The organism is Bradyrhizobium pachyrhizi, assembly GCF_001189245.1.
GTDB lineage: Bacteria > Pseudomonadota > Alphaproteobacteria > Rhizobiales > Xanthobacteraceae > Bradyrhizobium > Bradyrhizobium pachyrhizi.
Genome location: NZ_LFIQ01000097.1, coordinates 1 through 2,627, shown reverse-complemented (window position 1 = coordinate 2,627; position 2,627 = coordinate 1). Strand labels below are relative to the sequence as shown.

At 57.7% G+C, this 2,627-nt stretch carries 5 protein-coding genes; 3 read left to right on the top strand and 2 right to left on the bottom strand.

Annotated features, from left to right (window positions below; translation table 11 throughout):
• Nucleotides 1–706 (top strand): extracellular solute-binding protein (locus tag AKL29_RS24620; RefSeq protein ID WP_160321782.1); only part of this gene is annotated, 706 nt, incomplete at its 5' end.
• A gap of 169 nt (nucleotides 707–875) precedes the next feature.
• Here the strand turns inward: AKL29_RS24620 and AKL29_RS24615 are convergent.
• A complete protein-coding gene (locus AKL29_RS24615) occupies nucleotides 876–1,061 on the bottom strand; it encodes a hypothetical protein (protein WP_050385952.1) in 186 nt (61 codons plus the stop codon).
• 122 nt (nucleotides 1,062–1,183) lie between these two features.
• On the opposite strand from AKL29_RS24615, the gene AKL29_RS42215 reads away from it, so the two are divergent.
• Complete coding sequence (locus AKL29_RS42215) at nucleotides 1,184–1,507, top strand: hypothetical protein (RefSeq protein WP_152977756.1); 324 nt, start codon at nucleotides 1,184–1,186, stop codon at nucleotides 1,505–1,507.
• Here AKL29_RS42215 and AKL29_RS42950 read toward each other — a convergent pair.
• The gene (locus AKL29_RS42950; RefSeq protein ID WP_160321781.1) at nucleotides 1,498–1,653 is read right to left on the bottom strand and encodes a hypothetical protein; all 156 of its coding nucleotides are present in this window, start codon (nucleotides 1,651–1,653) and stop codon (nucleotides 1,498–1,500) included. The genes AKL29_RS42215 and AKL29_RS42950 overlap by 10 nt on opposite strands.
• Nucleotides 1,654–1,698: 45 nt before the next feature.
• Here AKL29_RS42950 and AKL29_RS45470 point away from each other — a divergent pair, with 45 nt between their 5' ends.
• Nucleotides 1,699–1,914 carry a hypothetical protein gene (locus AKL29_RS45470; RefSeq protein ID WP_244482374.1) on the top strand — a complete coding sequence of 72 codons (216 nt, stop codon included), beginning with the start codon at nucleotides 1,699–1,701 and terminating at the stop codon, nucleotides 1,912–1,914.
• Nucleotides 1,915–2,627 lie beyond the last annotated feature (713 nt).

Genomic DNA, 2,627 nt, shown 5'->3' with positions numbered 1-2,627 from the left:
AGCCAAAGACGAGAAGGGCAACATCAAGAACATCCCGTACTCGGTCAATGGCGGTTTCTTCGCTGTGCGCGCCGATCGTTGTCCTATTGAGATCAAGAGCATCGAAGATCTACTGAATCCGAAACTCAAGGGTCAGATCTCGTGGCCGGCGCCAACCATCTACACGAATATGGCGACGGTCACGTTGGCCCTGGCGCGCGGCGGCAACGAGTTCAACATGGATCCGGGCTGGAAGTTTCTCGAGGAATTGGCCAAATCCGGCAATATCGGCCGCATCTATCAGAACGCCGCCCAGAATCAGAACGCGTTAACGACAGGCGAAGTCTCCATCACTTATTTCGGAACGGACAGTTTGGTCTCTCTCGCCAACAAGGTGCCCATGAAGGCGCTGACAAAGGTGGACCCGTCCCTGAAGGCAGCCCAATATGTCGAGGGATGGGTGGTTATGGCGAACTCAAAGAACAAGAAGGCCGCCATGGAGTTCGCCAATTTCATGGTGAGCAAAGACAACGTCGAGTTCTTCAATGAAGCTATCGGCGGCGTTCCGGCCAACCAGAAGGCGAAGGCGGGTGCCAACACCGCGCCCCTGCAGTTTACGCCGGAGGAGCACGACAAATTTGCTTATCTACCCGACTGGGCCTACATGTCCACGCAACTCAATGATTGGGTGAAGAAGTTCGAGCAGGACATAGCCCCGAAAATCTAGGGGCATATTCAAACGGCAGGACTGAGCGCCGCGTTAACGTCTCGTGCCCCGAGTTGTGAGGTGAATTGCGACACGCAGCGGGCCGACCATCTGCGTGAAGTTGTATATCGCACTTCGAGTCGACACTGGTCACCTCATGTTCTTCGCGCGTAACGATAGTTGCGCCGATTCAGTCGAGCCGACGAAGGCGTTGGTTCAATTTCGACTGCGCCTGTTCGGTCGGCCCGACGAATCCGGCGCTGGAGGAAGTGCTGTATGAGATAGTCTCGAAGCGCCGCGTTAGCGGCTTGATGCGGGCGATCAGAGGGTTGCGCCGTTGCTTGTATTTATTGCTCTCGCAGCGCTCATCGGCCACATCAATTTTCTATTGTGGCGGTGCCTCCTGGCGGATCGAAACCGCTATTGCTTGTGGGACATAGGCCGACCGCGCCGTGTAGCCGTAATATTGGTAATGGCTAGGTTACGGGGCGCGCATCCATGTCCCGTTTTGTCATTTCTGATTTCGCTGTGCTAAGCTGCGCAGCTATTCCGATCGCGATGCAGGCGAAACTGCCGCACAGCAAGGCGGCGAAAGCTCTCGTCGAGAAGCGCAAGGCCGCGTTCCAGGGCGCTGAGCAACGGCATCGTCCCGCTGCAACTCACCAGAGAGGTCGTCGGCAGCTTTGCAATGGTGCATCGACAAAAGGTCTATCGACCGGCAGACCGACCGATTTCTATGCCCCGGATGCTGCGCGCAAATTCAGCTCGCGCGACTGCGGCGGTCCATGGAATCGGCGTGTGCTGCCGTCCTTTCAACGGTAGGGTTCCGAGATGACTTCAGCACCAACGAGCAAGAACCCGCCGGTGATATTTGAACCGCTTGTGAGAAAGAACACCGCAGCTTCGGCCATTTGCTCGGGCGTGCCGGTCTGCCGCAGGGGCGTGGTCTGCTCTATCGCCTCCTTCATCTCCTCGTACTCCGGCTAGCCTAACCCGCCAGGATCCATCCTTGGATGAAGCTGGGACATACCGCGTTGACCCTACGGCCGAATCAACGCACCAATGATAGCGTGTGCGTGTTGAGCGCTCCCTTGGAGGTCACGTGCGGAATCGAATTGCCCACGCCGGTGGCTCCGGCGTTCGAAGATATGTTGACGATCGAACCGCGTTTCTTGCTCTCCTCCCACTGCTTCTTCATTGTCGGCTACACGGCGCAGCTCATCATCTAGGAGCCGGTGACGTGGACTCGCAGGATGCGATCCTCTGCCGTAATGCCCTCGAGATCACACTAACTTCTTGAGCTTAGTTGTGCCGGCAATATTGATCACCCGTCGATGTGCCCCCACTGCTTCAGGGTCTCGTCGGACGGCTTGCGGCAATCGGCATCCTGCCCCATGTCGGCCTGCACCAGGATGGCGTCAACGCCTCCCTGTGCCACGCTTAATATGGCTGAAATTCTGTGCCTAATGGAAGAATGCGAAGCTCCCTGATTATTGGAGCGGCCGGCGATGAGGGGCGATCTGAGCTTTGGGCGAGTGCGCAGGCGCTTCGATTGTTTAAGCGGTCTCGGCGCACGCGATCGAAGCGGCCATTCAGCGCAGATCTGTCCAAAACGTCCGTCACCGAGGGCTGTCAGGTGTCTCGAGGTTGAAGAAGCGCGGTACGCCCCTCTATGGCGGTCGCGATGTTACGACACCGGGCATTTTTGCACACGGGCGCAACGCACCGTTATTGGCGTCTCGGCCCGTCATGGCGGGTGAGTTGCGACACGCGCTCGCCATGTCAGTGAGTCTCGCCGCGGTGTTGCTCGAGTTGCTGAGAGGGCAGTAATGATGGCACGTTCACTGACCATATATCATCGGCGGCTCTGCAGGCTAGGCGCCACGACGTGACCGTCTAACTCACTGGAATGACCATGGCCGCAGAAAGCGCTGAGCTTACC